Source organism: Luteibacter sp. HAY1-4A, assembly GCF_056755355.1.
In genome coordinates, this window is sequence record NZ_JBNDHZ010000035.1 from 1 (window position 1) to 23,862 (window position 23,862).

At 66.5% G+C, this 23,862-nt stretch carries 23 protein-coding genes; 10 read left to right on the top strand and 13 right to left on the bottom strand.

Going from position 1 to position 23,862, the window contains the following annotated elements; genetic code table 11:
- Window positions 1-48 precede the first annotated feature (48 nt).
- Window positions 49-537 carry an FKBP-type peptidyl-prolyl cis-trans isomerase gene (locus tag ACPYOD_RS12770; protein ID WP_481302106.1) on the bottom strand — a complete coding sequence of 163 codons (489 nt, stop codon included), beginning with the start codon at window positions 535-537 and terminating at the stop codon, window positions 49-51.
- 31 nt (window positions 538-568) lie between these two features.
- On the bottom strand, window positions 569-1,825 hold the full coding sequence (locus ACPYOD_RS12775; protein WP_481302107.1) for an MFS transporter: 1,257 nt from the start codon (window positions 1,823-1,825) through the stop codon (window positions 569-571).
- 122 nt (window positions 1,826-1,947) lie between these two features.
- Between ACPYOD_RS12775 and ACPYOD_RS12780 the strand changes: the two genes are divergently transcribed.
- The 4 genes from ACPYOD_RS12780 to ACPYOD_RS12795 all read left to right on the top strand — a co-directional run bounded on the left by ACPYOD_RS12780 (window position 1,948) and on the right by ACPYOD_RS12795 (window position 5,181).
- Window positions 1,948-2,253, top strand: coding sequence for an EF-hand domain-containing protein (locus ACPYOD_RS12780; protein WP_481302108.1), 306 nt, complete (start codon window positions 1,948-1,950; stop codon window positions 2,251-2,253).
- A gap of 53 nt (window positions 2,254-2,306) precedes the next feature.
- Window positions 2,307-2,969: a class I SAM-dependent methyltransferase gene (locus ACPYOD_RS12785; RefSeq protein ID WP_481302109.1), complete on the top strand. Its 663-nt coding sequence runs from the start codon at window positions 2,307-2,309 to the stop codon at window positions 2,967-2,969.
- Between the two features lie 308 nt (window positions 2,970-3,277).
- Window positions 3,278-4,651: a DEAD/DEAH box helicase gene (locus ACPYOD_RS12790; RefSeq protein ID WP_481302110.1), complete on the top strand. Its 1,374-nt coding sequence runs from the start codon at window positions 3,278-3,280 to the stop codon at window positions 4,649-4,651.
- 95 nt (window positions 4,652-4,746) lie between these two features.
- A complete protein-coding gene (locus ACPYOD_RS12795) occupies window positions 4,747-5,181 on the top strand; it encodes a hypothetical protein (RefSeq protein ID WP_481302111.1) in 435 nt (144 codons plus the stop codon).
- Here the strand turns inward: ACPYOD_RS12795 and rimJ are convergent.
- The 4 genes from rimJ to ACPYOD_RS12815 form a co-directional block, all read right to left on the bottom strand.
- A complete protein-coding gene (gene rimJ / locus ACPYOD_RS12800; RefSeq protein WP_481302112.1) occupies window positions 5,165-5,719 on the bottom strand; it encodes a ribosomal protein S5-alanine N-acetyltransferase in 555 nt (184 codons plus the stop codon). The two genes, ACPYOD_RS12795 and rimJ, sit on opposite strands and share 17 nt — an antisense overlap.
- On the bottom strand, window positions 5,716-6,564 hold the full coding sequence (gene fghA, locus ACPYOD_RS12805) for an S-formylglutathione hydrolase (RefSeq protein WP_481302113.1): 849 nt from the start codon (window positions 6,562-6,564) through the stop codon (window positions 5,716-5,718). The genes rimJ and fghA overlap by 4 nt, the downstream gene beginning before the upstream one ends.
- Window positions 6,565-6,630: 66 nt before the next feature.
- Window positions 6,631-7,788 carry an MFS transporter gene (locus ACPYOD_RS12810; RefSeq protein ID WP_481302114.1) on the bottom strand — a complete coding sequence of 386 codons (1,158 nt, stop codon included), beginning with the start codon at window positions 7,786-7,788 and terminating at the stop codon, window positions 6,631-6,633.
- A gap of 12 nt (window positions 7,789-7,800) precedes the next feature.
- A complete protein-coding gene (locus ACPYOD_RS12815) occupies window positions 7,801-8,598 on the bottom strand; it encodes an NAD(P)H-dependent oxidoreductase (protein WP_481302115.1) in 798 nt (265 codons plus the stop codon).
- An 89-nt stretch (window positions 8,599-8,687) separates the two neighbouring features.
- Here ACPYOD_RS12815 and ACPYOD_RS12820 point away from each other — a divergent pair, with 89 nt between their 5' ends.
- Together ACPYOD_RS12820 and ACPYOD_RS12825 are read left to right on the top strand one after the other, a co-directional pair.
- The gene (locus ACPYOD_RS12820; RefSeq protein WP_481302116.1) at window positions 8,688-9,584 is read left to right on the top strand and encodes a LysR family transcriptional regulator; all 897 of its coding nucleotides are present in this window, start codon (window positions 8,688-8,690) and stop codon (window positions 9,582-9,584) included.
- 278 nt (window positions 9,585-9,862) lie between these two features.
- Window positions 9,863-11,707, top strand: coding sequence for a DEAD/DEAH box helicase (locus tag ACPYOD_RS12825; RefSeq protein ID WP_481302117.1), 1,845 nt, complete (start codon window positions 9,863-9,865; stop codon window positions 11,705-11,707).
- 116 nt (window positions 11,708-11,823) lie between these two features.
- Here the strand turns inward: ACPYOD_RS12825 and ACPYOD_RS12830 are convergent, their stop codons facing one another.
- Window positions 11,824-12,165 carry a YkgJ family cysteine cluster protein gene (locus ACPYOD_RS12830; protein ID WP_481302118.1) on the bottom strand — a complete coding sequence of 114 codons (342 nt, stop codon included), beginning with the start codon at window positions 12,163-12,165 and terminating at the stop codon, window positions 11,824-11,826.
- A 3-nt stretch (window positions 12,166-12,168) separates the two neighbouring features.
- On the bottom strand, window positions 12,169-13,038 hold the full coding sequence (gene ypfJ, locus ACPYOD_RS12835; RefSeq protein ID WP_481302119.1) for a KPN_02809 family neutral zinc metallopeptidase: 870 nt from the start codon (window positions 13,036-13,038) through the stop codon (window positions 12,169-12,171).
- A 105-nt stretch (window positions 13,039-13,143) separates the two neighbouring features.
- Here ypfJ and ACPYOD_RS12840 point away from each other — a divergent pair, with 105 nt between their 5' ends.
- Window positions 13,144-13,572: an MAPEG family protein gene (locus tag ACPYOD_RS12840; protein WP_481302120.1), complete on the top strand. Its 429-nt coding sequence runs from the start codon at window positions 13,144-13,146 to the stop codon at window positions 13,570-13,572.
- 98 nt (window positions 13,573-13,670) lie between these two features.
- Here the strand turns inward: ACPYOD_RS12840 and ACPYOD_RS12845 are convergent, their stop codons facing one another.
- Window positions 13,671-15,245 (bottom strand): TerC family protein, encoded by a 1,575-nt coding sequence (locus ACPYOD_RS12845; protein ID WP_481302121.1) that lies wholly within the window; start codon window positions 15,243-15,245, stop codon window positions 13,671-13,673.
- 122 nt (window positions 15,246-15,367) lie between these two features.
- Between ACPYOD_RS12845 and ACPYOD_RS12850 the strand changes: the two genes are divergently transcribed.
- Window positions 15,368-16,147, top strand: a complete 780-nt coding sequence (locus ACPYOD_RS12850; protein WP_481302122.1) for a CPBP family intramembrane glutamic endopeptidase — start codon at window positions 15,368-15,370, stop codon at window positions 16,145-16,147.
- A 1-nt stretch (window position 16,148) separates the two neighbouring features.
- Here the strand turns inward: ACPYOD_RS12850 and ACPYOD_RS12855 are convergent, their stop codons facing one another.
- Complete coding sequence (locus ACPYOD_RS12855; protein ID WP_481302153.1) at window positions 16,149-16,745, bottom strand: class I SAM-dependent DNA methyltransferase; 597 nt, start codon at window positions 16,743-16,745, stop codon at window positions 16,149-16,151.
- Window positions 16,746-16,841: 96 nt separating this feature from the next.
- On the opposite strand from ACPYOD_RS12855, the gene ACPYOD_RS12860 reads away from it, so the two are divergent.
- Window positions 16,842-17,141 carry a hypothetical protein gene (locus tag ACPYOD_RS12860; protein WP_481302123.1) on the top strand — a complete coding sequence of 100 codons (300 nt, stop codon included), beginning with the start codon at window positions 16,842-16,844 and terminating at the stop codon, window positions 17,139-17,141.
- 8 nt (window positions 17,142-17,149) lie between these two features.
- Here ACPYOD_RS12860 and ACPYOD_RS12865 read toward each other — a convergent pair whose 3' ends face one another.
- From ACPYOD_RS12865 to ACPYOD_RS12875, 3 genes are all read right to left on the bottom strand, one after another.
- Window positions 17,150-18,967: a glycoside hydrolase family 15 protein gene (locus ACPYOD_RS12865; protein ID WP_481302124.1), complete on the bottom strand. Its 1,818-nt coding sequence runs from the start codon at window positions 18,965-18,967 to the stop codon at window positions 17,150-17,152.
- An 88-nt stretch (window positions 18,968-19,055) separates the two neighbouring features.
- Window positions 19,056-21,290, bottom strand: coding sequence for a DUF5916 domain-containing protein (locus tag ACPYOD_RS12870; protein WP_481302125.1), 2,235 nt, complete (start codon window positions 21,288-21,290; stop codon window positions 19,056-19,058).
- An 80-nt stretch (window positions 21,291-21,370) separates the two neighbouring features.
- The gene (locus ACPYOD_RS12875) at window positions 21,371-22,258 is read right to left on the bottom strand and encodes a LysR family transcriptional regulator (RefSeq protein ID WP_481302126.1); all 888 of its coding nucleotides are present in this window, start codon (window positions 22,256-22,258) and stop codon (window positions 21,371-21,373) included.
- A gap of 158 nt (window positions 22,259-22,416) precedes the next feature.
- Between ACPYOD_RS12875 and ACPYOD_RS12880 the strand changes: the two genes are divergently transcribed.
- On the top strand, window positions 22,417-23,844 hold the full coding sequence (locus tag ACPYOD_RS12880; RefSeq protein ID WP_481302127.1) for an aldehyde dehydrogenase family protein: 1,428 nt from the start codon (window positions 22,417-22,419) through the stop codon (window positions 23,842-23,844).
- Window positions 23,845-23,862: the final 18 nt, after the last annotated feature.

Consider the following 23,862-nt stretch of genomic DNA (forward strand, 5'->3'; position numbering starts at 1 on the left):
AGATGTGTATAAGAGACAGACTCTGACCCCTTTTCTTTCAGGCGTTTCTTAGTGCGCGCCGTCGCCGTTGGGGTGGGCATGGCCGTGGCTGATCTCTTCTTCCGACGCGTCGCGCACGCTCTGCACGTCGATGTGGAAGTTCAAGGTCTTGCCGGACATCGGATGGTTGAGGTCGATGTCGACCACGCTGGAACCCACCTTCTGCACCACCACGACACGGCTGCCACCCTCCTTCAGCGAGAGGACGGTGGTGTCGCCGGCCTTCAGGCCCTTGCCCTGCTGCGGGAAATACTTCTTCGGCACGCGCTGGGTCATGCCTTCCTGGCGCAGGCCGTAGCCCTGCTCCGGCGCGATCTCGACGTCGAAGACATCACCGACGGACTTGCCCTCGAGGCCGGCTTCCAGGCCCGGAATCAGCTGGCCGTGGCCGAGCAGGATCCACAGCGGCTCGCCGCCGTCCAGCGAGCTTTCGACCTTCTCGCCGTCCGCGGTGAGGGAGTAATGGAACGAGACGACCTTGCCCTTGCCAGCCTGCATGTTGGTTTCTACCGAAGGAAAACGGAGGATTTTAGCCGCGGCCGGCCCCGCCGTCACCCGGCGTGCGGTCGCGCCCGAATCCGACCCCGCGGGCCTCCGGCCCAAGCCAGGTCAGGAGGGCCAGCAGGATCGCCACGCCAGCGATCCAGGTGGACATGGCGAAGGCGAAGTCGCCGCCGCGCCGCTCCGCGAGCCAGGTCTGCGCGGTGGCCGTGATGGCCGCCAGCAGGTTGCCCATCTGGTAGGCGAAGCCGGGCAGCGTGCCGCGCACCGCGTCGGGCGCAAGCTCGTTGAGGTGGGTGGGCACCACGCCCCAGGCGCCCTGCACCATCACCTGGATGAGGAAGGCGCCCAGGCCGAGCAGCAGCAACGAGCCGCCATAGGTCCACAACGGGATCACGGGGATGGCCAGGAGCGCGGCGATGATGATCGCCTTGCGACGCCCGATCTTCTCCGACAGCGACCCGAACGTCAGCCCGCCGGCCAGCGCCCCGAGGTTGAGCAGCGCCGTGAGCAAGAACGCCGTGCCCGACCCCGCCGGAATCTTCAGCTGGGCCTGGATGAAAGTGGGATACATGTCCTGCGAGCCATGGCTGAACATGTTGAAAGCCGCCATGAGCAGCATGAGGTACACGAAGAGCTTCCAGTACCCGCGCATGGAGACGAAGACGCTCTCGCGCGCATGGTGGCGGCGCCCTTCCCACACCGGCGATTCGGGCACCTTGCGGCGGATGTACAACACCAGCAACGCCGGCAGCGCGCCGACCACGAACAGGCCGCGCCATCCGATCGCGTCCACCAGCAGCCAGTTCACCAGCGCCGCGAGGAAAAAGCCGCACGGGTAGCCGCTTTGCAGCAGGCCGGACACGAAGCCGCGGGACCTGGCGGGTATCGACTCCATCGCAAGCGACGCACCGATGCCCCACTCGCCGCCCATGGCGATACCGAACAGGAAGCGCAGGCCGAGCAGCACGCCGAGACTGGGCGCGAACGCGCACGCGAGTTCCAGCACGGAGAAAAGGACGATGTCGACCATCAGCACCGGGCGGCGACCGTAACGATCCGCCAGCCGCCCGAACACGAGGGCGCCGATCGGACGGGCCGCCAGTGTCAGGAACAGGCCGTAGGTGACCTCCTGCTTCGGCACGCCGAATTCGTGCGCTACCGCAAGGATCACGAAGGTGAGCAGGAAATAATCGAAGGCGTCGAGCGTCCAGCCGAGGAAGCTCGCGAGGACGGTATGCCGCTGCGTATGGTCGAGTTCGCGCAGCGCGGCGGGAAGCGGCATGAGAATTTCCTCATCGATCGGGCGGCGCCGAGGCTAGCACAGCGCTAATATCGAACGTGCGCCTCACGGCGCCACGACAAGGCCTCGTTACACTGGCCATCTCACGACTGACGGAGGACTCGATGACGTACTCGCGATCGATCGTTTCACTCGCACTGGTTGCCAGCCTTTCCGCAGGTGCAGCTTTTGCCCACGGCGCACCGCCGCAGGACCAGTCCGGGAGCAGCAGCGCCCCCGCTTTTTCCGACCTCGACAAGGACAACAAGGGCTACATCAAGCGCGGCGACGTACCGAAGGATGTGGACGCCCTGAAGACCTTGCGGGCGCATTTCCCCGAAGCCGACAAGAACCACGACGGCAAGGTGGACAAGAGCGAATACGACGCCTACGTCAACAAGGACAGTGCAAGACCGCAGCCGCAGCGCTAGCATCCCGGCCGGGGTGCAAGCCGCCCCGGCCCTCCCGACGGACGGAGCTCCGCATGATTCCCGACAGCCGCACCCGGCGACGCATCGCCGCCCGGTTTCGCCGGCCCGGCGATCGGATCTATATCCACGGCAAGCTGGCCACCGATCCCGTTTACGCCGCGACCGCCCGCGCCATCAAGGGCCGGCGCCTGCCCCTGCTCGACATCGGGTGCGGGCTGGGCCTGCTGGGCCACTACCTGCATGCGTACAACGCGCTCGACGGCTACCTGGGCCTCGATCACGACGGCCGGAAGATCGCCATGGGCCGCGATGCGGCGGAACGCGCGGGACTCGGCGACGAGATCGCGCTGCGCGAGGCGGATGGCGCCACGCCGCAGCCGGTGCGCGGCCACGTCGCGATGCTCGACGTGCTGCATTACCTTCCCCGCGAGCGGCAGTCCGAACTGCTCGCCTTCGCCGTGGAGCACCTCGCCGACGACGGCGTGCTGATCCTGCGCAATGTCATTCGCGACGGCTCGTGGCGCTATCGGGCCACGGTGTGGGAAGAGAAATTCATCAAGGCGGTCGGCTGGATTCCCGGCGGGGCGCAGTATTTCCCGACCGAAGACGACATTCGCGAGGTGCTGGAGCCCCGCGGCATCCGCGTGGCGTTCGAGCCCCTGTTCGGCCGCACGCCGTACAACAGCTGGCTGATGACGGCTTCCCGCCGCCCGTGATGTGGGAGCCGGCTATGCCGGCGATCCCGCGGCAGCGGGCCGGTTGGCCGCGCCCCCCCATCGCCGCTGAAGCGGCTCCCACATAGAGCCAGACATTGTGCGGCGCAATAAGGTATACTTGGCCGGTCGTGCTTGCGCTCCGACTCCCTTGCGGACCCTCGGCGTGGAGATTTTCCCGCCCGTTCCCCCACCCCCGGAAGCGCGCGCGACACCGGCCAGCCTGCTGTCTTCGTCATGGCTCGCGGCCGCCGAATCCATAACTCGCAGCGCGGTTCCAGGGAACGCTCGGGTCACGCAGGAGTTTTTCCATGTCTTTCGATTCGCTGGGCCTTGCGCCCGCGTTGCTGCGCGCGTTGTCCGAGGCCGGCTATGAGAAGCCCACGCCCATCCAGGCAACCGCCATTCCCGAGGTGCTTGCCGGCCACGACCTGATGGCCGCCGCGCAGACCGGTACCGGCAAGACCGCCGCCTTCGCGCTTCCGCTGCTCCATCGCCTCGCCCGCGAGGAACGCACCGAAGGCCGCCGTCCCATCCGCGCCCTCATCCTCACGCCCACCCGCGAACTCGCCGCCCAGGTGCAGGAAAACCTGCGCGACTACGGCAAGTACGTGCGCCTTTCCAGCACCGTGATCTTCGGCGGTGTCGGCATGGGCAACCAGTTGCAGGCCCTGCGCCGCGGCGTCGACATCGTGGTGGCCACGCCCGGCCGCCTGATCGACCACATGCAGCAGCGCTCGGTGGACCTGTCGAAGGTGGACGTGCTCGTGCTCGACGAAGCCGACCGCATGCTCGACATGGGCTTCCTGCCGGCGCTCAAGCGCATCCTCGCCGCGGTGCCGCGCCAGCGTCAGACGCTGCTGTTCTCGGCTACCTTCGCGCCGGAGATCAAGGCGCTGGCCCAGCAGTTCATGCGCGATCCGCGCGAGGTTTCGACCACGCCGGCGAACACCGTGGCCAACACCGTCACGCACGTGGTGCATCCGGTCGACGCCGCGAACAAGCGCGACCTGCTGCTGCACATCCTCGCCCAGGACAGCCGCCGCCAGACGCTGGTGTTCGGCCGCACGAAGCACGGTGCAGACAAGCTCGTTCGCCACCTGGAGCAGGCCGGCATCCGTGCCGCCGCCATCCACGGCAACAAGAGCCAGAACGCCCGCACGCGCGCGCTTTCCGACTTCAAGACCGGCCGGGTCACCGTACTGGTCGCGACGGATATCGCCGCGCGCGGCATCGACATCGACCAGCTGCCGGTCGTGATCAACTTCGACCTGCCGATGGTCGCGGAAGATTACGTGCACCGTATCGGCCGCACCGGCCGCGCGGGCGCCGAGGGCCAGGCCATCTCGCTGGTGAGCCACGACGAGTCGGGCCTGCTGCGCGACATCGGCCGCCTGCTCAAGACCGACCTCTCGATCCGCAACATGGAAGGCTACGAGCCCAGCACCCCTCTGCGCCTCGACGCCGGCGCGCCGCGTCCGAAGCAGCAGCAACGCCAGCCGCGTTCGCAGCAGGGCGGTGGGCAGGGTCGTCCCGGCGGCAACGGTGCGCGTCAGGGAAGCAGCGGTGGCGGCCGTCCGCCGTCGCATCGTCCGCACGGTCATTCGGCCGCCGGCACCGGCGAGAGCACCGGCAGCCACAAGCGCCGGCGCCAGCGTCGCGGCCCCGCGACGAACAAGGCCTAAGGCCCCATGGCCTAGCCGCATGGGCGATGGTTCGCCCATGCGGTAATCCGGATCATGCGGGGTTGGCAGGCCAACCAACCCAGGTAGCAACCCGCATGTCCCGACTCCACCGCTACACCGTCGCCGTGCTGCGCACCGCCTTCGGCGCGGTCTTCACCTTTTCCGGCCTGAACCACATCTTCGCCTTCTGGCAGCCGCCCGCGCCGCATACCGCGGCCGGTCGGGCCTTCATGGCAGGTCTGGAGGCCAGCGGCTTCGTCGAGCCCCTGCTGGGCGTGCTCTTCGTCTACGCCGGCGTGGCGTTGCTGGCGGCACGGCTCGTACCTCTCGCGCTGCTGCTGCTCGCGGCCCCCATCGTCGTCATCTTCGGCTACCACTTCGTCACCGAGGGCAAGACGCTCGGCCCGCACCTGCCGTTGCTGGCGGTCTACCTCTTCCTCGCATGGGAAGAGCGCGGCGCATGGCACGCCATGTTCACCGCCCGCAAGGCAGCCGAATCGGAGCCGTCACCGCTCAGCCCTGCGTTCTGATCTTCGCGGTGAGGACGTGGTCCTCCCATAAGCCGTCGATCTTCAGGTAACGCTTCGCGTAACCCTCCTTCTCGAAGCCCAGGCGCTCGAGAAGGCGTCCGCTGCGTTCGTTGCGCGGCATGTAGTTGGCCATCACCCGGTGGAAATCCAGCGGACCGAAGGCATAGCGCACCGCCGTCTCGAGGACTTCGCACATGAGGCCCTTGCCTTCGTACCGCGCACCGATGCCATAGCCGAGGTGGCAGGCCTGGAACACACCGCGCACCACGTTGGCGAAGGTGAAGCTGCCGATCATCTCGGCGGCGTCGGGCGTCAGCACCGCGAACGGGTAGCCCCGGTCGGCGCGCGCGGCTTCGAGGCCTGCCTCGATCGCCTGCCTGCAACCTTCCAGCGAGTAATGCGACGCGGTGCGCATCGGCTCCCACGGCGCAAGGTGTTCGCGATTCTCCGTCCGGTAACGCAGGAGGAGTTCCGCTTCGTCCATGTCGAGCAGGCGGATCACCGTGCGCGCGGTGCGCATGCGGATCGGTTCACTCATGCGGCGAGCGCTTTCGCGTGGTGGCGAAGATGGTCTTCCACGAAGGTCTGGATGAAGTAGTAGCTATGGTCGTAACCCGGGCGCATGCGCAGGTCGAGCGGCTGGCCCGCGTCTTCGCATGCCGCCTCGAAGCGTTGCGGCTGCAGCTGCTTCACGAGGAAATCGTCGGCTTCACCCTGGTCGATGAGGATGGTGCCGTCGAAACGCGCGCCAGCGCGCACGAGGGCGGTCGCGTCGTGGCGCTCCCAGGCCTTGCGGTCGTCGCCGAGGTAACGCGAGAAGGCCTTCTCGCCCCACGGCACGCGAGACGGCGCCACGATGGGTGCGAAGGCCGACACGGAACGGAAACGTCCCGGGTTGCGCAGGGCAATCGTCAGCGCACCGTGTCCACCCATCGAATGGCCGACGATACCCTGCCGCCCCATGTCGAGCGGAAACCGCCCCGCGAGCACGCGCGGCAGTTCGTCCACCACGTAGCTGTACATGCGGAATCGCGTGTCCCACGGCGCCTCGGTGGCATCCAGGTAGAAGCCCGCGCCCTCGCCGAACTCCCAGTCGCCCGTGGCACCGGGAAGCCCCGTGTCGCGGGGGCTGGTGTCGGGCATCGCCAGGGCCAGCCCCAGCTCCGCGGCGAGCCGCTGGGCGCCGCCCTTGATCGTGAACGTCTCGGCCGTGCAGGTGAGGCCCGCGAGGTACCAGAGCACCGGCACCGGACCCTGCTCCGCTGCCGGAGGCAGGTAAACGGCAAAGCGCATGGGCCCGCCGCAGGCCTCCGAGACATGCGAATAGAAGCCCTGCACGCCGCCGAAGCAACGCTGTTCCGAAACCGTCTCGATAGCCGCCATGGAACCCCTTCCTTACGAGAAGCTGGCCGAAGAGTGTAACGCCGACGCAGAAGAGCAGGCGCGCTTTCAGCCATTCCGACCAGCACCAACGAACGGGGTGATGGCGAGAGCGGTCGCGACGGCGGCGATGGCTGCAAACGGCGTCACCATCACGCCCGGCCCGGCGAGGATCACTCCGCCCACCGCCGAAGCGCCAGCAATGCCTAGATTGAAGGCGGCGATGTTAAACCCCGAAGCGGTGGCGACCGCATCGGGTGCCTCTTTCTCCGCCACAGCAATCACGCCTGCCTGTACGATCGGTCCGGTGCAGAAGCAGCAGACCGACCAGAAGAAGATATTGACGAACATCACGCCGGCGTGCGGCGCAGTGTAAGGCAGCGCCGCAAGCGCCAATAGAAGGCCGATGAGCGCAAAGGCGAGACCACGCCGCGTGCCGAGCGCGTCCCCCAATTGTCCGCCGACCAGATTGCCCACTACTGCGGCGGCGCCGAATACCGCCAGCGCCAGGCCCACGCTCGTCTCGGACACATGCGTGACTGTGGTCATGAGCGGCGACAGAAAGGTGAAGACCGCGAACGATCCGCCGTATCCTAGCGCCGCGATGGCATAGAGCGTGAGCAACTTGGGTTGTTGCAACAGCCTGAACTGTGAGAGCAAGCCCGCCGACGGTTCAAAGGCAATCTGGCGCGGCAGCAGAATGTGCAGAAACGTCGCCGCCAGCGCGCCCAGCCCGGCGATGGAAAAAAAGGGCGCACGCCAACCAAGTCGCTGGCCGATGAATGTTCCTGACGGAACGCCAACCACCATGGCGACGGTGAGGCCGGCGAACATCAGCGCGACGGCACGTGCTCCGCGTGACCGTTCCACCAACGACATCGCGATCGTGGCGCCGATGGAGAAAAAGACGCCGTGCGCTACGCCAGTGATGATGCGTCCCGCCAGCATCCCGCCATAGCCGGACGCGAAGCCGCTCAAGAGATTGCCGAGCGTGAACAGCAGCATCAATCCAACCGCTAGCGGCCGGCGCGGCAGATGCCCGACTAACGCCGTGACCGTGGGGGCACCGACGGTCACGGCGAGGGCATAGCCGGAAACGAGGAGACCGGCCGCCGGGAGCGTTGTCCCGAGATCGCGCGCGATCTCGGGAACCAGGCCGATGATCACGAACTCGGTCGTGCCAATGGCAAATGCTCCCGCGGCCAGCGCAATCAGCGCAGGCTTCATGATCGTCGTGCCTCACGCGTCAGCCGTCTCGACAACCCTTTCGGCGACATGCGCGACGATGCCGGTCTGGCCCGGCGCGACGTCATCCGCCATGGTGTGGCGATCGGGGAAATCACCTCCGTTCTGCGCACGGAACGGGATTGGCGCGTCGGTGAACAGCCCGGCGAGTCGCGCGCGCCAGCCCGCCTTGATCGCCTCGACCTCCTCGGCGGTGGAGACATGGCCGGCACGGTAGACAGCGTGCGTGGGCAACACATCCATGCCCGGATAGAAGAGCGCGCCGTGGGTCAGCGGAAAGAGCAACTGCTCAATCGGTGCGTTGATCCCGCGCGGGCCATAGTCCGCCACAGGTCCACCGGCCTGAACATTTACCAGCGCGCGCTTACCCTTCAGGATGCCGTCCCCGAAGCGAAACTCGTTGGTGCCGTTCTGGTAGCCATAAGCGAAACCAAAAGCATAGACGCGTTCGATCCAGCCCTTCAGGATCGCGGGCACGCCATACCACCACAGCGGGAACTGCAGGATGACCGCGTCCGCGGCAAGCAGTTTGGCCTGCTCGGCGACAACATCCGGCGTCTGGTTGCCGGTCGCATAGGCATGGCCCGATTCCATGATGAACGACAGCCGCTCGGGATTGGTGCGGACGGGAAAGTCGTCGGCGTCGAACACTGCTTTCCACTTCATGCCGTAAAGTTCGGATTGCACGATCTTGTGTCCGGCGGCGCCAAGCGTCTCGACAGTCACATCGACCAACTGCCGGGTGAGCGAGGTTGGTTCGGGGTGCGCAGATACGATAAGAATATTCTTCATCAGCAAGCTTCTCTGGTCTGGATGCTTGCAGGATGGAGGCTCTTCAGCCATATTTGAAATCGATTGTTTTTTGTTCGGGAATAAGGGTGGTGGATACCAGCCGCATCGACCTCAACCTTCTGGCAACGCTCGAAGTGCTGCTGGCCGAACGAAACGTCACCAAGGCGGCGGCGAAGCTGCATCTCAGCCAGCCGGCAGTCAGTGCGCAACTCGCGCGGCTGCGGGACTTGTTCGACGATCCCTTGCTTCTTCCCGCCCAGCGCGGAATGACCCCCACCGCCAAGGCAACAGAACTCGCCCCACAATTGCGCGAGGCGTTGGATCGGGTGCGCTCGACACTGCAATCCCACAGGGACTTCGATCCCGAAACGGCGCAACTCGCTGTGTCGATCGCTTGCTCGGATTATGTCCAGGCAGCCGTTGTGATGCCGCTCGTCTTGGCGCTCCGGCGGATAGCGCCAGGCGTGCGCGTGGCGGTTTGGCACCTGTCCCCCGCCCTCATGGAACAGCAGTTGGCGAACGGCGATATCGATTTGGTGATCGCTACACCCGATCCCGCGATGCCGCATCTACGTGCATGCCACCTTTACGAGGAAACATATGTCCTCATCGGCAGGCAAAGCCACCCGGATCTGAAGCCTGGTCTGACGATCGAGGAATATGTCAGGCTGGAACATATCGTCGTCTCACGCCGAGGCGGCCATTTCGAGACACCAGTTGACGACGCCTTGGAGGTTCTCGGTTATCGGCGCAATGTCGTCATGTCAGCGGGCTCGTTCTTGTTCATTCCCGAAATTGTTTCCAGCAGCGATCTTGTCGCACTCGTGCCCAGGCGGCTGCTTAGTGCCGAATCGGAAAAGCTGACGATCATCGATCTGCCCTGGCTGAGCGAGCGGTTCGATGTCGGCTTGATCTGGCACGAGCGTTGTCACGGCCACGCCGGGCAGCGCTGGGTTCGCGAATTGATCGGAAAGCTGATGGCCTAGGTAGAACCCCGCGCCCTCGCCGAATTCCCAGTCGCCCGTGGCGCCGGGAAGCCCGGTGTCGCGCGGGCTGGTATCGGGCATCGCCAGGGCCAGCCCCAGTTCCTTCCGATACCGTCTCGATAGCCGACATGGGACTCATTCCTTACGCGAAGCTGACCGAAAGGTGTAGCGCCGACGCCGCACGCGGCCACGACCCACGGCGAAACGCACGCATCGCTGCTACAATAGGTGTACTGCCCGGCGCCGATCGTGCCGCCGCGCCCCTCCCTGAGGTCGCCATGTCATCCCCCGATACCAACAACGCTCCGGCCCTGCCCGGTTTCAGCGCGCTTGCCCTCGACGCCAACGTCGTGCGCGCGCTGACCGAGGTGGGCTACGAGACCCCCTCCCCCATCCAGGCCGCCACCATCCCGGCCCTGCTCGAAGGCCGCGACGTGATCGGCCAGGCGCAGACAGGCACCGGCAAGACCGCGGCCTTCGCCCTGCCCATCCTCTCGCGCATCGACCTGAAGGCCGGCAACAAGCCCCAGGCACTGGTGCTCGCGCCTACGCGCGAGCTGGCCATCCAGGTGGCCGAGGCCTTCCAGAAGTACGCCAGCTACCTTCCCGGCTTCCAGGTGCTGCCGATCTACGGCGGCCAGAGCTACGGCCCGCAGCTGCAAGGTTTGAAGCGCGGCGCGCAGGTCATCGTGGGCACGCCGGGCCGCGTCATCGACCACCTCGACAAGGGCACGCTGGATCTTTCCGGCCTGCGCTTCATGGTGCTCGACGAGGCCGACGAGATGCTGCGCATGGGCTTCATCGACGACGTCGAGAAGCTGCTCCAGGCCACGCCCGAGGGCCGCCAGGTGGCGCTCTTCTCCGCGACCATGCCGGCGCCGATCCGCCGCATCGCGCAGACGTACCTGAAGAACCCGTCCGAAGTCACCATCAAGAACAAGACCACCACCGCGGCGAACATTCGCCAGCGGTACTGGTGGGTGAGCGGCGTGCACAAGCTGGACGCGCTCACGCGCATCCTCGAAGCCGAGAGCTTCGACGCCATGATCGTCTTCGCGCGCACCAAGTCGGCCACCGAGGAACTCGCCAGCAAGCTGCAGGCGCGCGGTTTCGCCGCCGCGGCCATCAACGGCGACATCGCCCAGGCCCAGCGCGAGCGCGTGATCGACCAGCTCAAGACCGGCAAGCTCGACATCCTGATCGCCACCGACGTGGCCGCGCGCGGCCTCGACGTAGAGCGCATCAGCCACGTGCTCAACTACGACATCCCGCACGACACCGAGTCGTACGTGCATCGCATCGGCCGCACCGGCCGCGCGGGCCGCAGCGGCGAGGCGATCCTGTTCGTCACCCCGCGCGAGCGCAACCTGCTCCGCCAGATCGAGCGCGCCACGCGGCAGCCGATCGAGCAGATGCAGTTGCCCACGATCGAAGCGGTGAACGACACCCGCGTGAACAAGTTCAACCAGCGCATTACCGATACGCTGGCCACGGGCGACCTGGGCCTGTTCCAGCAGCTGGTGGAGAAGTACGAGCAGGAACACGACGTGCCGGCGATCGAGATCGCCGCCGCGCTCGCGCGCATCGCCCAGGGCGAACAGCCGCTGCTGCTGGAGCCGCCGGCGAAGCGCGAGTACAGCGAGCGTCCGCCGCGAGACAACGATCGCGAACGGCCGCAGCGCGACTTCGACCGTCCGGCGCGCGACGGTGGCGACTTCAGCGACCGCCGTCCGGTGCGCGAAGGCATGCGCCAGCCTCGTCCGCACGTCACCGAGAACGGCAAGCGCACCTATCGCATCGAGGTCGGCCACGAGCACGGCGTGAAGCCGGGCAACATCGTGGGTGCCATCGCGAACGAGGGTGGCGTCGAGGCCAAGTTCATCGGCCGTGTGAGCATCCGTGACGACTACAGCCTGATCGACCTGCCCGACGGCATGCCCGCGGAAACGTTCACGCACCTGAAGAAGGTGTGGGTCGCGCAGCAGCAGCTGAAGATCAGCGAGTGGGATGGCACGGAGCAGCCGCAGAGTGGCGCACCGCCGCGTCCGCGCGGCAATTTCCGTCCGTCGTCGGGCGCCCGCCCGGGCGGCGGCAAGCCGCCGCGGAAGAAGCGGGATTACTAGCATCTGTGGGAGCCAGGCTGTGGGAGCCGGCTATGCCGGCGATCCCGCGGCAGCGGGCACGGTTGCCGCGAGCACCCATCGCCGCTGAAGCGGCTCCCACACAGAACGTCGGGCTCCTACAGGAAATCCGCCGGGGTCAGCGGTTGCATGCCGTGCTTCAGCCGCGCCTTGTCGCATTGCGGGCTCGGCGTGCCGTCTTCCCATGCGGGCTTCAGGTCGTGGCACGGCGAGGGCCGCACGGCGTAGACGCCGCAATGCGCGGCCACACCCACCTCGCCCACCAGTGACTTGCAACGCGGCGCATACGCGTTCGTGCCATGCATCGCCACACGATGCGGATCGAGGTGCTCCGTGAGGGCGGCCGGCGTGACGCCGCCGGCCGTGTCCAGTTCCAGCCAATGGAAGGCAACGCGATACGTCGCGCAGCATGCGCCGCAGCGCAGGCAAGGGTGAGTCATGGATCAGATCGCGCCCGAGAACGTGTTGCACTTGCCGATATCGCCGCTGTCCAGCCCCGTGCGGAACCAGCGCACGCGCTGCGCGGAGGTACCGTGGGTGAAGGAATCCGGTACCACCCTGCCCTGGGCCTGCTCCTGCAGCGCATCGTCGCCGATGGCGGTGGCGGCGTTGATCGCCGATTCGATGTCGCCTTCCTGCAACCAGTGCTGGCGTTGCTGCGAGTGGTTCGCCCAGACGCCCGCGAAGCAATCGGCCTGCAGTTCCTGCCGTACCGAGAGACCGGTCGCGCCCTCCAGGCTCGCACCACGCCGGCGCGCATCGCTCACCTTGTCGAACACGCCCACCAGGTTCTGCACGTGGTGGCCGACCTCATGGGCTATCACATAGGTGCGGGCGAAATCGCCGGCCTCGTGGAACCGCGTTTGCATCTCCTGGAAGAAGCCGAGGTCGAGGTACACCTTGTGGTCGCCCGGGCAATAGAACGGACCGACTGCCGAGGATGCCGACCCGCAGGCCGTGCGCACGCCGTTGCGGAAGAGCACCAGCTTCGGTTGCTCATACTGCTGGCCGTTGGCGGCGAAGATCTCGCCCCAGGTATCCTCGGTTTCCCCCAGGATGGCGCGGACGAAATCCACCTGCGGATCGTTCGCCGCCGCCTGGTGCGGTGCCTGCTGGGTCTGCGGCGCCTGCGCGGCGCCCGGATCGCCCTGGCCCAGGAGTGCCGTGGGGTCCTTGAAGAACACCAGGCCCAGGATGGCCAGGATGACGATGCCGCCCAGGCCCAGCCCCCGGCCACCGAACGAGGGGCCGCCACCACGGCCTTCGCCAGCGTCCTGCACGTTGTCGCTTCTGCGGCCTTTTTGCCAAAGCATTGGGGTGTCCTCCCGTTGGAAACGTCTCAGGCGAGACGCGGTAGGCATGATCGCATGGACGGTTGCCGGTAGACTTCGCGATCGAAGTCGTCCCCCGGATCGCCCATGACCAGCCAGCTCCCCGCCGTCGTCACCCTGCTTACCTTGCTCTTGATGTTCGCCACCGTCTGGATGGTAGGCCGCGCGCGTGAACGTTATGGCATCAAGGCCCCGTCCATTTCCGGCGACCCGGCTTTCGAACGGGCCTGGCGCGTGCAGATGAACACGCTCGAGAACGCCGTGATGTTCATCCCGGCCCTGTGGCTGGCCTCGCAGTACGTCGACCCGCTGTGGGCCGGCATCGCAGGCCTGGTCTGGCTTGCGGGCCGCGTGTGGTACGCCGCGGCCTACCTGCGCGACGCCACCCGTCGCGGCCCCGGCTACATCGTCTCCATGATCGCCTGGGCCGCGCTGATGCTGATGGCCGCCGGCGGCATCGGCATGGCCATCATGGAAAACAACGCCACGCCTGCCGAAGACGCGGCCGGTGCGTAGGGACTGGAACCGGTAGGAGCCGCTATAGCGGCGAGGGAACCCGCCGCACGGCTACACCGCTTCGTTGGCTTCTCGCCGCTATAGCGGCTCCCACACGATCAATCGTCGTCTCGGGCGACCGCCAGCACGCGCACGCGCTGGATGCGCGCGCCGTCCATCGCCGTGACCTCGAACTCCAGGTTGTCCGTTTCGAAGCGGTCGCCGGGGCTTGGCAGGCGGCCCAGTTGCTGGAGGACGAAGCCCGCCAGCGTGGAAAAGCTGCCTTCCGCCGCACCCGGCAAACGATGGCCGAGCAGGTGTTCGACACGGCGGGCGTCGAGGCTGGCGTCTAGGAGCCACGCGCCGTCCGGCTCGCTGACCGCCGACGGGTCGCCTTCGCTCGTCTCGCTGGGAAATTCGCCGGCGATCACCTCCAGCACGTCGGCCGGTGTCACCAGGCCGAGGATACTGCCGTACTCGTCCACCACGAGCGCCACCTGCAAAGGAGCGCGACGGAATTCGTCGATCAAACGGAGCACGCTCAGCGATTCGAGCACCGTGATCGGCTTGCGCACGAAGGCGTCGGTGTCCAGCCGCCCGTGCTCGCTCAGGCTGGCCAGGAGGTCGCGCGACGAAACGACGCCGACCAGTTCGTCGAGGTCACCATGCGCCACGAGCATCCAGTGATGGGGCGATTCGCGTGCCTCGTTCAGCAGCACGGACGACTCCTCGCCGGGGTCGATCCAGACGATCTCGGTGCGCGGCGTCATGATGGAACGGACCGGACGCTGCGAGAGGTCGAGCACCCCCTGCACCATTTCCAGTTCGTCCTTGCCGAACACCGAGGCCTCGGAGGTTTCCGGCACGGGCTCGCCCTTTCCGCCATCGGCCTGATCGTCCGGGGCGCCGCCGAGCAGGCGCAGCACAGCCCGCGCAGTGCGGTCGCGCATGATCCGCCCGCCCACCAGCAGCGAACGGCGGCGATTCCGCCGCATCGTCTGGTTGAACGCCTCGATCATGATCGAGAAGCCGATGGCGGCGTACAGGTAACCCTTCGGGATATGGAAGCCGAAGCCTTCCGCGATGAGGCTGAAACCGATCATCAGCAGGAACGACAGGCAGAGGATGATGACCGTCGGCCGCGCGTTGACGAAGACGGTGAGCGGCTTGCTCGCCGTGATCATCAGCGCCATCGCCACCACCACGCCGATCATCATGATGGACAGGTGGTCGACCATGCCCACGGCGGTGATCACGGAATCGAGCGAGAACACCGCGTCGAGGATGACGATCTGGGCCACCACCAGCCAGAAGCTGGCGCGACGCCGGCCGCCACCTTCGTCGTGCTCGGATGCCTCCAGCCGCTCGTGCAGTTCGAGCGTGGCCTTGAACAGGAGGAAGGCGCCACCGACGATCAGGATGATGTCGCGCCAGGACAGGCCGAAGCCGCGCCACTCGAACAGCGGCTGCGTGAGGGTCACCAGCCAGGACATGGCGGCGAGCAGGCACAGGCGCATGACCAGCGCGAGACCGAGGCCCATCAGCCGCGCGTGGTCGCGCTGGCGGGCGTGGAGCTTGTCGGCGAGGATCGCGACGAAGACGAGGTTGTCGATGCCGAGCACGATCTCCAGCACGATCAACGTGAGAAGTCCCGCCCAGGCCGAAGGGTCGGCTAGCCAGTCGAATGCGAACATGGGACGGCGCGTCGAGGCGCCAGGTTTCCTCCTTCAGGGACGGACAACTATACAGAACCGAGGTTACCGCCTGTGCCGCAAGCCTCGTTGCGGCGCCCGACCTCCGTCGGCTAGGGTGCTCCATGGCTCACGATTACCTTCCCGAATCCCCCTCGTCCACCATCCAGGCACCCGCGAATCCTCCGGGCATCGTCGAAACCGTCCTCTGTATCGCGGCCTATTTCGCCATGCAGTTCGTGTTCGGGGCGTTGTTCGGTGGCACGTCCATGCAGATCGCCCGCTATTTTCCGGATCAGGTGCCTGCCGCGCCCGACCGGCTCATCGTCGTGGTGATCCTCACCGTCCTCTGCGCCGCCCTGCTGACCTCGTGGCTCGTCATACGGCGCTGGGGCCCGGAACGGGCCATGGACCCGGGCCCGTCGGGGCTCGGTTTCACGCCACCGATTGGCCGCTTCGTCGCGATGGGAACCGCACTGGGCTTGGCCGCACCGGTGCTCGGAGGTCTGCTCACCCAGGTGCTCGCCGGCGACCATGACGTCAGCCAGGCCGTGAGCGAGATCGCCGACAAGGCGCACATCGGCATGCGCGTGGCACTCCTGCCCGTCGTGGTGCTGGTGGGGCCCGCTGTGGAGGAACTGCTGTTCCGGGGCGCGCTGCTCTCCGTGTTGCGCACGCGCCTGGGCGACGGCTGGGCGATCGCCCTTTCCGCCCTCATCTTCGGCACGGTGCACCTGCCCGACCTGGCATGGCTCTGGTACGCGGTGCCGAATCTCGTACTGGTGGGCCTCTTCTGCGCCTGGCTGCGCGTGCGCAGCGGTTCGATCTGGCCGTCCTTCGTCGCCCACGCCGCCAACAACGCCCTGGCGACCATCGCGTGGTTCACCGCATCGGCGGGGTCCTAACCTAAAGGCGTTCCAACGCCGCCACGTGCCGGGCGAGCCGGGGGCTGGCGTAGCATTGCGAGCCCACGGGAAGCAGCCCTTCCCGGGCGAAGGCCTCGCGATACCAGCGCGCCGGCCGGCCGAAGAACCCTTCGCGGTCGCCGCCGGGATCGTCCTCGCGCGTGTACACCTCCAGGAAGGCCAGCCCCTCGGCCATCTCCCCGATGCCGATGAGGCCGGCGCGGATCTCGGCGGGCTTCAGGTAGTGCAGCACGTCGGTACAAACGATCAGGTCGAAGCGTGTATCGAACCGCAGTTCGGCCAACTGGCCAAACCTTGCGTAGCCGATATTGCGCGAGCGCCCATAGCGCGCCACGGCGTATTCGCTGGCCTCCAGGCCGCGATACTCGATGCCGGGCCGCAGCCGTTTCAGTTCCGCCCGCCAGGGCGCCTCACCGCAGCCCACGTCGAGCACATTGCGCACGGGCCTGCCGAGGTAGAACTCGGCCTGCCCCAGCACCATCGCCACCTTGCGCCGAAGCTCGGCCGGCGAACGCACGGCATGGCCGGCACTGCGATACCACTTGTCGAAATAGGCCTGGTCGTAGGTCTTGGGCATGGTCATGGCCGCGGAAAAGGTTCATGGTAGCGGCGACGTACACTTTCGGCATACATGGCTCGCGCCAGCATCGCCCCATCCGCAAAGGAGGATTCCATGCCACGCATCCAGCTTCGCATCACCGGCGACCGCGACGTGTTCGAAGACGTGATGAGCGCCATCCACGGTCTCGACCGAATCGAGCGGGTCGAGGAGATCGACGACTTCATGAACGATTTCCGCGACGACTCCAGCTCGCAGAACCTGTCCGACGACATGAGTTCGAAAACCTACACCCTGGAGGTGGAGGTGCCGAACGAAAAGATCGGCGAGAGGGTGCGCGAGATCGCGGAAGAAACGGCCGGTACGCGCGAAGCGGCTATCGAATTCGTCGATCCGGACGAGAACGAGATTTAACCGGTTCGTTAGGGCTGCCAGGTTTCCCCTTGCGGGCTCGCGAGGCGGCGGTCGAGGTAGTACGCCGCGCTGATGAAGGCCAGGTGGGTGAGCGCCTGGGGAAAGTTGCCCAGGGGTTCCGCGCGCCGGCTGAGTTCCTCGGCAAAGAGGCCCACGTGGTTCGCGTAGCGCACGCCGCGTGCCATCACCTCACGCGCCTCGTCTAGCCGGCCGGCGCGCGCCAGGCATTCGACGTACCAGAACGTGCACGTGGTGAACGCGCCCTCCCCGCCCTCCAGCCCGTCCGCATTGCGGTAGCGGAACACCATGCCGTCGTCCGTGAGGTGCTCGCCGATCGCGTCCAGCGTCTTCAGCCAGACCGGGTCGGTGGCGGAGACGAAACGGACGAGCGGCATCATCAATGCGGCGGCATCGAGGTCGTGGCCACCCTTCGTCTGCACGAAGTAGCCGTGCTCGGGATGACGGAAGTTGTTCCAGATATCTTCCGAGATGCGGTCGCGTTCGGTCGCCCACTCCACGACCGTGCCCGGCAACGAGCGCTTGCGCGCGAGACGCACGGCGCGGTCGAGTGCCACCCAGCACATCAGGCGGGAATGGAGGAAATGCCGCGGCGTATCGCGTACCTCCCAGATCCCTTCGTCGGCATCGCCCCAGTGTGCGCACACATAATCGACCAGGCGCTGCACGTGCGCCCAGCCCTCGCGGCTGATGGCGCTTCCGTACTTGTTGGAAAGATAGATGCTGTCGAGAAGCTCGCCGTAGATGTCGAGTTGGGTCTGCGAACGCGCGGCATTGCCGATGCGCACCGGCCGCGAACCCGCGTAACCCGCCAGGTGGTCCAGTGTCGATTCGGGGAGGGCCTCGCTGCCGTCCAACGAGTACATGACGTGCAAGGCGGCGTCATCCTCCAGCTCCACGAAACGGGCTTCGGACCACTGCCGGAAGTGTTCCGCCTCATCCACATAGCCCAGCCGCATGAAGGCATATACGGTGAAGGACGCATCCCGCATCCAGCTCGCGCGATAGTCCCAATTGCGCGAGGCGCCGGTCGCCTCGGGCAGTCCGAACGTACCCGCCGCGGCGATCGAACCGTACGTGTGCGACACCAGCAGCTTCAACACCAGGGCGGACCGGTCCACCATTTCCCGCCATCGGCCGCGGTAGTTGGAACGGCGCGCCCAGCGCCGCCAGACGTCGGCAGTGGCTTCGAGTGCGGCGGCGCACTCCGTCGCGTCCAGGGGATCGCATTCCTCGTCGCATAGCACGAGCCACGCTTCGTCGCCCATATCGAGCTCGAACTCGGCATGCGCCTCGCCCTTGCCGCACAGCAGGGGAACGGACGCACCGAGGCGCAACGCATGCTTGCCGTCGTGAAACACCACGGTGTCTCCATACTCCTCGGCCGTGGGCACGCACGTGGCGTAGTCAAGTCGCGGGCGGCAACGCGCACGGACCTTCACCTTGCCGCGCGAGGCCCGGATCCTCCGCACGAGACTGCGGGGAAGGCGCGTCCCTGACTCCGGATGCGGCATGAAGTCCGTCAGCTCGACACTGCCCTCTTCCGCCATCCAGCGCGTGACCAGCACGTTCGTCTCGGGAACGTAGAGCTGCATGCGCTTAGCGTCGTCGAGCAGGGGCTCGACCGTGAACTCACCACCCTTTTCCGGATCGAGAAGGGCCGCGAATACCGAGGGGCTGTCGAGGTGCGGCCAGCACATGAAGTCGATGGTGCCATCGCTCGCGACCAGTGCGATGGTGTCCTGGTTCCCGATGACGCCATGGTCGCCGATGTGGCGGCCCGGCACAGGGTTTTCGAGATGTGGCACAAGGCTCTCCGCAGCAGGCCGTCCGTGGCCGAGGAATGCCATACGCCATGTGAAGCCCGCCTCTACTTCGCATCCGAGGCAACGCGCATCAGAATTCCAGGCGGTACGCCACCTTCACCAGGCCCTCGTTCACATCCTTCAGGCTGAAGCCCTGGCGGAACTGCGATCCCACGTCGTCCTCGGTGTCGTCCCTGTAACCGCCGCGGTTGTACACGATGTAGAGGTCGGACAACGGCGCGATCTCGTAGCGATAGCGGATCTGGAAGCCGAGGTTGGCCACGCCCAGGTCGTCCACCGGCTCGTTGCTGTGGACCGTGCCGCCGCTGGGCGTGACTTCCAGTGTGTCGCGCAGCTTCGCGCCCACGGCCAGCGTCTGTAGCTTCACGCGCAGTTCCTGCCGGTTGCTGAGGTTCCAGTTCAGGCCGCTGTCGATGCCGATGGTGCGGCCGTCATACGAGCCCAGCAGGTTGTCCCGGCCCTGCCAGATCAGCCAGTTCGGATCCCACTCGTAGCTGCCGCCGAGGAACACGCTGAAGGCGTCCGTGACGAAGTACGTCGGCGTGAACTTGAAGTAGTAGCTGAGCCGATGGTAACCCGTGAGCTGGTTGCCCATGACGAAGCCTTCGGCTTCCCAGGCCCAGCGACCTACGCGGGGACGTGTGCGTTCGTACTGCAGCTTCGCCGTGGGCGGCGTATGCAGGGCGTAGCCGCCTCGGGTGAGCAGGTCGTCGTAGGCGGAACTGAACGTATCCAGGCGCCACTCTTCCTCGCCGCCATCGCGGCGGCGGCTGTCGCGCTCGATGCGCAGGCGGCGGCTGATGGCGAGGCCGCGCGTATTGTCCGCGCCCGAGATACGGTACTTCCACAAATGGGACGCATACGCGGAATCCTCGGGCAGCCCGGTGACACGCCGGCGCACTTCCCAGTGCAGGTACTCCATGTTGTTGCGCGGCAGGTAGCCGAAGTCGTCGATGTCGAGCCGCTGTCCGAAGTACATGCCCAGCCACTGCTGCGCCCACGTATCGTTCATCTGCCAATACGCGATGCTGGTCGCGCCGAGGCCGGACGTGTCGGCGTTGGGCTGGTCGATCTTGCTGCCCACCACATTGCTGGTGATGGAGAAATCGGCGTTGGGCTGCCAGCGGTGATCGAAACCCAGCACATTCGCGTCGCGGTCGAGGTAGGGATGGCCGACGTGCGTGGCCAGCATGCCGAACGTCTGCGTGCCCATGTTCTGGCTCAGCCGAAGGGCACCGAAGCTTCGCCCCGCGTTGCCCTTCTCCTGCGCCGTGAGGATGCCGTAGTTGGTGGAGCCCACGCTGCCGTTGACCTTCACCGCGGCCGAGATGTCGGCGGCGCCGTGGCCATCGTCGGAAGCGCCACCCACACGCCGCGTGTAGACAAGCTGCGAATAATCGTCGAGCAGGCTGAAATCGAAGATGCCCTGGTTCTCGGTGAAGAAGGGGCGCTTGTCGGTGAAGAAAGTTTCCTCGGGCGAGAAGTTCACCACCAGGTCGTCGCTCTCCACCTGCCCGAAATCCGGATTGATGGTGGCGGTGAGTTGTGTCTGGCCGTTTGGCTTCCAGAGGATGTCGGCGCCCTGTTCGAACGACGTGCCGCCGTGTGCGCGGTCCACCTTGCCGACCACGTACGGCGTCACGGCGAACAACGACTGCGAGTATGCGGGCAGCTGCACGTGCTGGAAGCTCGAAAGGAAGCGTCCCTGGTCGAAGGTGATCGTGGGCCAGCCCATGCGCTCGCCAGTGCTGCCGATCACGCGGTCGATGTACAGGCCGATGGTGCGCTCCCCGCCGCCGGCCTTGCGCATCGGTGCGATGTACCACGGGATCAGCACTTCCACGGAATAACCATTGGCGTCTTCGCTGACGGCATGGTCCCAGCGGCCGTCCCAGTCGTAGCTGAAGTCGGATTCGTTGGTGATCACTTCGTCGGCGATGCCGCCCTGCGACTTCACCTCGAAGTCGTAGCCGACGCGGCCGTCGCCGTTGAAATCGACCATGACGTTGACGCGATCCACCAGCGCGTTCTCGTCGCGGCGCGTCTGCTGGCGCGAACGAACGACCGCGCCTTCCGGCTGGGTGGCACGGATGGCCACGGCGAGGCCCTTCGGCGTGGAGAGGATCCAGGCCTCCGTCGGCTGGCTACCGGGCTTGCCCGTCAACGGCTGGGTCTGGCGGAAGTCGACGATATGTTTCGCGCCGGCCCATTCCGCGGGGTCGATATGGCCATCGATCTTGACCTCCGCGAACGCGGGGGCGGCGGCAAGGCCCAGGAGCATGGCAAGCACGAAGTGAGAACGCATGGGTGATCCGGTACGTGGAAACTTGCGGAAAGGATGCCTGCCGAACCGCAAAGGTTTGCCATGACCCTTGGCCCATGCGCTCAGCCCACCTGCCTGATCAACTCCACCAGGGCCCGAAGCGGCGCCGGCACATGCCGCCGTCCTGGGTAGTAAAGGCACAGGCGGTCGAACGGCGGGGTCCAGTCCTCGAGCACGCGCTCCAGCCGGCCCGCCGCCAACGCCTCGGCCACATGGAACTCGGCGAGGTAGCTGAGGCCAAGCCCGGCCAGGGCAGCCTCGAGCATCAGGCGCGGCTCGCCCAACGTGAGCGTGCCGCCTGTTTCGACGCTCAACGTTTCCCCGCGCCGTTCGAATTCCCACCGGTAGATATGACCGGCCGACATGCGCGCGCGTATGCATGTATGGCGCACGAGGTCCGCCGGCGTCTGCGGCCTGCCGTGCTGCGCGAAATAGCCCGGCGAGCCCACCACGGCGAAACGGATCGGCGGCCCGAAGGGCACCGCCACCATGTCGCCGGGCACCGTGCCGGCGGTGCGAATGCCGGCGTCGAACCCGTCGCGCACGATGTCGATGAGGCGATCGTCCGTCACAAGATCCAGGTGCACGGCGGGGTGGGTCCGCAGGAACGGGATCAGGTAGGGCCCCATCGCGAGTTGCGCCGCCCCGGCCGAGGTGTTGATGCGCAGGGAGCCTGAAGGCGCTCCGCCCTCCTCGCTCGCCCTTTCCAGCGCCCCGTGGATGTCGGCCACGGCGGGACCGATCTCTCCCACGAAACGCTCGCCCGCGGCGGTGAGGCGCACGCTGCGGGTGGTTCGGTGGAACAGGCGTGTGCCGATGCGCGCCTCCAGTGAGGCCACCGCCTGGCTGAGCGCCGACGTGGACATCTCCAGGGACGCCGCCGCGGCACGGAAGCTGCCGTCCCGGGCCACGGCCAGCACGGCTTCGAGTTCGGTAAGTCCGGATCGCATTATCCGCTCCTGCTTAACAAGTCATTCTGGTTTGTCCTTCTTATCAGATTAATGAGTGGACCACATCCTGGATGGCACGGAGGAAGCAGACGCGGTCGCGGCTGCCCCCTCGCTCCGCACTCATTCCGGCGCCCAGGCGCGCTTGCAGAGGACAGGTCATGTACGACATCGAACACATCTATATCGACGGCGCCTTCGTCACACCTCACGGCACCGAGCGCTTCGAGCTTTTCAACCCGGCAACGGAAGAGGTCATAGGCACGGTGCGACTTGCCGACGCCGAGGACGCGCGTCACGCCATCGCGGCCGCCAAGCGCGCCTTCGACACCTTCAGGCACAGCAGCGTCGAGGAACGGATCGCCCTGCTCCGGCGCATGCACGACGCGGTGCTGGCACGCGAGGACGACCTGTTCGCAGCGATCCGCGAGGAATACGGCGCGCCGGTGTCGCGGGGGCGCTGGATGGCCCGCCATGCCGCCACCGTGTTCACGGACGCCATCGAGACGCTGCGCACGTTCGACTTCGAGCGGCGCATGGGCACGGCCACCGTCGTCATGCAGCCGGCGGGTGTCGCCGGCCTCATCACGCCCTGGAACAGCAACGCCGGCTTCATCTGCGGCAAGCTCGCGGCGGCCATCGCCGCCGGTTGTACCGCGGTCGTCAAGCCGAGCGAAATGAGCGCGCTGCAGACCAGGATCGTGACCGAGGCGCTGCACGAAGCGGGTGCGCCTGCCGGCGTGTTCAATATCGTGACCGGACGCGGCGACGTCGTGGGCGCGGAAATGGTCGCCAGTCCGGACATCGCGAAGATCTCGTTCACCGGCTCGACCGCTGTCGGGAAGGGCATCGTTCGCGCCGGCGCCGATTCCCTGAAGCGCGTGACCCTGGAACTGGGCGGCAAGTCGCCGAGCATCGTGCTCGACGACGCCGACTTCGCGACGACCGTTCCATTAGTTATCGGAGCGGGCTTCATGAACAGCGGACAGGCCTGTATCGCCGGCACGCGCATCCTCGTGCCGCGCTCGCGCCAGGCCGAATTCGAAGCCATGGCGAAGGCCGCCGTCGAGGCGACGGTGTCCGGCGATCCCGGCAACGCGGCGACGGAAGTCGGCCCCATGGTCAGCGCGAAACAGTGGCATCGCGTGCAGGGTTATATCCGCAAGGGCATCGACGAAGGCGCACGCCTGCTGGCCGGCGGCGAAGGACGGCCTGATGGCTATACGCGCGGCTGGCTGATCCGCCCCACGCTCTTCACCGACGTGCGCAACGACATGACGATCGCCCGTGAGGAAATCTTCGGACCCGTGCTTTCGATCATCGCGTACGACGACGAAGACGAGGCCGTCGCCATCGCCAACGACACGAGCTATGGCTTGCAGGCCTACGTGTTCTCGGCCGACCAGGAACGAGCCCGCCGCGTCGCCGCGCGCATCGATGCCGGCCGCGTGCTGGTGAACACCCTGGCGCACGAACCGAAGGCTCCGTTCGGTGGATTCAAGCAATCCGGCATCGGGCGCGAGTACGGACAGTTCGGACTGGAGGCCTATCTGGAACCGAAGGCTATCCTTGAATCGTCGAATCGATGACTCTGAACCCCGTCGTGC

Bases quoted from the DNA above. Each gene is read 5' to 3' on its own strand.
- ACPYOD_RS12825 (WP_481302117.1), top strand. From the start codon at position 9,863: ATGTCATCCCCCGATACCAACAACGCTCCGGCCCTGCCCGGTTTCAGC.
- ACPYOD_RS12780 (WP_481302108.1), top strand. From the start codon at position 1,948: ATGACGTACTCGCGATCGATCGTTTCACTCGCACTGGTTGCCAGCCTT.
- ACPYOD_RS12790 (WP_481302110.1), top strand. From the start codon at position 3,278: ATGTCTTTCGATTCGCTGGGCCTTGCGCCCGCGTTGCTGCGCGCGTTG.
- ACPYOD_RS12850 (WP_481302122.1), top strand. From the start codon at position 15,368: ATGGCTCACGATTACCTTCCCGAATCCCCCTCGTCCACCATCCAGGCA.
- ACPYOD_RS12830 (WP_481302118.1), bottom strand. From the start codon at position 12,165: ATGACTCACCCTTGCCTGCGCTGCGGCGCATGCTGCGCGACGTATCGC.
- ACPYOD_RS12880 (WP_481302127.1), top strand. From the start codon at position 22,417: ATGTACGACATCGAACACATCTATATCGACGGCGCCTTCGTCACACCT.
- ACPYOD_RS12855 (WP_481302153.1), bottom strand. From the start codon at position 16,745: ATGCCCAAGACCTACGACCAGGCCTATTTCGACAAGTGGTATCGCAGT.
- ACPYOD_RS12815 (WP_481302115.1), bottom strand. From the start codon at position 8,598: ATGAAGAATATTCTTATCGTATCTGCGCACCCCGAACCAACCTCGCTC.
- ACPYOD_RS12875 (WP_481302126.1), bottom strand. From the start codon at position 22,258: ATGCGATCCGGACTTACCGAACTCGAAGCCGTGCTGGCCGTGGCCCGG.
- ACPYOD_RS12845 (WP_481302121.1), bottom strand. From the start codon at position 15,245: ATGTTCGCATTCGACTGGCTAGCCGACCCTTCGGCCTGGGCGGGACTT.
- ACPYOD_RS12770 (WP_481302106.1), bottom strand. From the start codon at position 537: ATGCAGGCTGGCAAGGGCAAGGTCGTCTCGTTCCATTACTCCCTCACC.
- ACPYOD_RS12860 (WP_481302123.1), top strand. From the start codon at position 16,842: ATGCCACGCATCCAGCTTCGCATCACCGGCGACCGCGACGTGTTCGAA.
- ACPYOD_RS12870 (WP_481302125.1), bottom strand. From the start codon at position 21,290: ATGCGTTCTCACTTCGTGCTTGCCATGCTCCTGGGCCTTGCCGCCGCC.
- ACPYOD_RS12775 (WP_481302107.1), bottom strand. From the start codon at position 1,825: ATGCCGCTTCCCGCCGCGCTGCGCGAACTCGACCATACGCAGCGGCAT.
- ACPYOD_RS12795 (WP_481302111.1), top strand. From the start codon at position 4,747: ATGTCCCGACTCCACCGCTACACCGTCGCCGTGCTGCGCACCGCCTTC.
- ypfJ (WP_481302119.1), bottom strand. From the start codon at position 13,038: ATGCTTTGGCAAAAAGGCCGCAGAAGCGACAACGTGCAGGACGCTGGC.
- ACPYOD_RS12840 (WP_481302120.1), top strand. From the start codon at position 13,144: ATGACCAGCCAGCTCCCCGCCGTCGTCACCCTGCTTACCTTGCTCTTG.
- rimJ (WP_481302112.1), bottom strand. From the start codon at position 5,719: ATGAGTGAACCGATCCGCATGCGCACCGCGCGCACGGTGATCCGCCTG.
- ACPYOD_RS12810 (WP_481302114.1), bottom strand. From the start codon at position 7,788: ATGAAGCCTGCGCTGATTGCGCTGGCCGCGGGAGCATTTGCCATTGGC.
- fghA (WP_481302113.1), bottom strand. From the start codon at position 6,564: ATGGCGGCTATCGAGACGGTTTCGGAACAGCGTTGCTTCGGCGGCGTG.
- ACPYOD_RS12785 (WP_481302109.1), top strand. From the start codon at position 2,307: ATGATTCCCGACAGCCGCACCCGGCGACGCATCGCCGCCCGGTTTCGC.